General features: G+C 54.2%; 4 protein-coding genes. All 4 read left to right on the top strand.

The window, feature by feature from the left end:
• Positions 1 to 86: 86 nt before the first annotated feature.
• Positions 87 to 701, top strand: coding sequence for a radical SAM protein (locus QCH34_RS10065; protein ID WP_300333634.1), 615 nt, complete (start codon positions 87 to 89; stop codon positions 699 to 701).
• The gene (gene queC / locus QCH34_RS10060) at positions 702 to 1,373 is read left to right on the top strand and encodes a 7-cyano-7-deazaguanine synthase QueC (protein WP_300333630.1); all 672 of its coding nucleotides are present in this window, start codon (positions 702 to 704) and stop codon (positions 1,371 to 1,373) included.
• Complete coding sequence (locus tag QCH34_RS10055; protein ID WP_300333625.1) at positions 1,370 to 1,873, top strand: NUDIX hydrolase; 504 nt, start codon at positions 1,370 to 1,372, stop codon at positions 1,871 to 1,873. The genes queC and QCH34_RS10055 overlap by 4 nt, the downstream gene beginning before the upstream one ends.
• Before the next feature lie 69 nt (positions 1,874 to 1,942).
• A partial coding sequence (prf1, locus tag QCH34_RS10050; RefSeq protein ID WP_300333622.1) for a peptide chain release factor aRF-1 occupies positions 1,943 to 2,890 on the top strand: 948 nt, incomplete at its 3' end.

Genomic DNA, 2,890 nt, shown 5'->3' with positions numbered 1-2,890 from the left:
TGCCGCTCAATGGGGCTTGACTGCCGGGTTTCAAAGGTGCGGGTCTGGGAGTCTGATGGCTGCTACTCAGAGGTTGAACGCTGAATATGCAGGTCTGTGAGATCTTTCCGAGTCTGCAGGGCGAAGGGAGAAACCAGGGGCTGCGCTGCTGTTTCCTCAGGCTCGCCGGATGCAACCTCAACTGCCGGTGGTGCGATACCCCGGGTGCGCGGGACCCGAATACAGGCGAAGATCTCACTACAGACGATATTCTGCGCCGGATAGAAGAGACCGGGATCCGGTATCTCTGTGTGACGGGGGGGGAGCCGCTCCTCCGGCAGGATGAGCTTCTTCCTCTTCTACAAGAACTCTCTTCCAGAGGGTATACAATCGATATCGAGACGAATGGGACGATCCCCTTTAGGCAGGTTCAGCCATATGCTTCCATCTGCATGGATGTCAAATGCCCGTCATCGGGCGAGCGAAGCGATCTCAGTCTTCTTGCTGATATCAGGCAGACAGATTCGGTCAAATGTGTCGTGGCGGATGATGCGGATCTCGATTATGTTTATGAAAAGATCCGATCTATTCCGATCAGGGGTGAGATCTACATCTCGCCTGTCCATGGATCGAATTACAGAGGAATTGCAGAGGTGCTGATGACATGGGATCTTCCCGTCCGTCTCCAGCTCCAGCTTCATAAGCAGATCGGGGTGCAATAAATGAAAGCAGTATGTCTCCTTTCAGGCGGGATGGACTCGGCCACCCTTGCCTACTATGCAAAGAATATGGGATATGATATCCTCCCTCTCCATATCACCTATGGCCAGAGGACGGAATCACGGGAACTCGGATGCGCGCAGAGGATTGCCGATCTGCTTGGTGCAGAGCCTCCTGTCGTCATCTCGCTTGACTATTTCAAAGCGTTTGGGGCAAGCAGCCTCACGGATTTTGCAATAGAAGTTGAAACCTATGAAGAATCCCCCGAAGAGCGCCCGAATACCTATGTTCCCTTCAGGAATGCGAATCTGCTTGCCATCGCCACCAGCTTCTGTGAGGCGAGAGGGGGCGATGCCATCTTCATCGGTGTGCAGGCAGGAGACTATATCGGGTACCCCGATTGCAGGCCGGAATTTATTGAGGCATTCCAGTCGGTCATTAACCTCGGGACGATGTCTGAGAAGCCGATTGCGCTGAATGCTCCGTTTGTCGGGATGAACAAGGCGGAGATCCTGAAGGTGGGTTTTGATCTCTCTGTTCCCTATGAAGAGACCTGGTCATGCTACCAGAATGATGACCTCGCCTGCGGCACCTGTTCGTCCTGCCACTATCGGCTGGAGGCGTTTCATGCCGTTGGCAGATCTGATCCGATCTCTTACCGGAGGCTCCCTTGACGATCATCTACCAGGGAAAGCGCCTCTTTGTTGAGCTGAAGAGCGTCGATCTTCCAAACGGCAGGACAAAGGAGACGATCATCGTCCACCCCGGCGGTGCTGTTGCGATGCTGCCATGCGACGGCGATGACTGTTACCTGATCCGCCAGTTCCGCCCGGCAATTGGCGATTACATCTATGAAGCGCCAGCAGGGACGATGGAGGATGGAGAACTGCCGGAAGAGACGGCATCGCGTGAACTGATCGAGGAGACGCGGATGCGATCTGATGAACTCATCCCCCGTGGTGTCCTCATGACCTCTCCCGGCTTCACCGATGAGGTGATCCACCTGTATGAGGCACGAACCCTTTCACCGGCAGACAACTTCAAGCCCGATGACGATGAGGTGATCGATGTCGTCTGCCTCCCCCGGAAGGAGGCAGAATCTATGGCGCATGATGGGAGGATAATCGATGCTAAGACGATTGCTCTTCTTTTCAGGTGCAGACAGAAGAGATAATGCCCAATAATCATCTTTATTGGAGCAGAAGAACAATAATTACCCATTTTATAATGGTGACATACCCCCATGGCCGAAACAGTACAGACCGAGAAGGATGAGGCACGCCGACGGTACGAGTTCAAGAAGATGCTCGAGCGGCTTCAGGAGAAGGAGGGGAGCGGAACCGAGCTGATCTCCCTCTATATTCCTCCAGATAAGCAGATATACGATGTAACTGCACAGCTCCGCGATGAGTTCGGGCAGTGCGCAAACATCAAGAGCAAGCAGACGAAGACGAATGTGCAGAGCGCCTTATCTTCGATCCTCTCGCGCCTGAAGGGCTATAAAACCCCGCCACCGAATGGGATGGCGGTCTTCTCAGGTGCCGTTAATGTCGGAGGTGACAGGAGCACATTTGAGACAATAATCGTTGAGCCGCCCGAGCCGCTTGGCACCTATATGTACCGGTGCAGCTCGAACTTCGAGCTGGAACCACTCAGGCTGATGCTTGAGGAGAAGTTTGTCTATGGCCTGCTTGTCCTCGATCGACGCGAATCCTACTGGGGATTCCTCCGTGGCAACCGGATTGAGCCTATTAACGGAACCACCTCGACTGTTCCGGGCAAACAGCGGAAAGGCGGCCAGTCGGCAGCCCGTTTTGAGCGTCTCAGGCTGATCGCAATCAATGAATTCTATAAGAAGGTCGGAGAGCGTGCCAGCGAGACGTTCCTTGCCGAGAAGGATTTCTTCAATCGTTTCAAGGGGCTCCTCATCGGCGGGCCGACCCCCACGAAAGAGGAGTTTGCCGATGGAGACTATCTCCACCACGAGGTGAAGAAGCGGATGATCGGCCTCTTTGATGTCGCCTACACAAACGAGAGCGGACTCGCAGAACTCGTCGATGCCGCCGCCGATGCCCTGAAGGGTGTTGACCTGATGAAGGAGAAGAACATCATGTCAAAGTTCTTCAAGGAGCTCACCAAAGACGACGGGGTTGCGGCATATGGTGAAGCGAGTATCCGGAAGAATCTCGAA

Source organism: Methanocalculus sp., assembly GCF_029762515.1.
Lineage (GTDB): Archaea > Halobacteriota > Methanomicrobia > Methanomicrobiales > Methanocorpusculaceae > Methanocalculus.
Note: the sequence above shows the minus strand (reverse complement) of the source record. Positions and strands in the feature narration are given on the sequence as shown.

Coding starts and splice junctions, on each gene's coding strand:
- QCH34_RS10065 (WP_300333634.1), top strand. CDS start 87: ATGCAGGTCTGTGAGATCTTTCCGAGTCTGCAGGGCGAAGGGAGAAAC.
- queC (WP_300333630.1), top strand. CDS start 702: ATGAAAGCAGTATGTCTCCTTTCAGGCGGGATGGACTCGGCCACCCTT.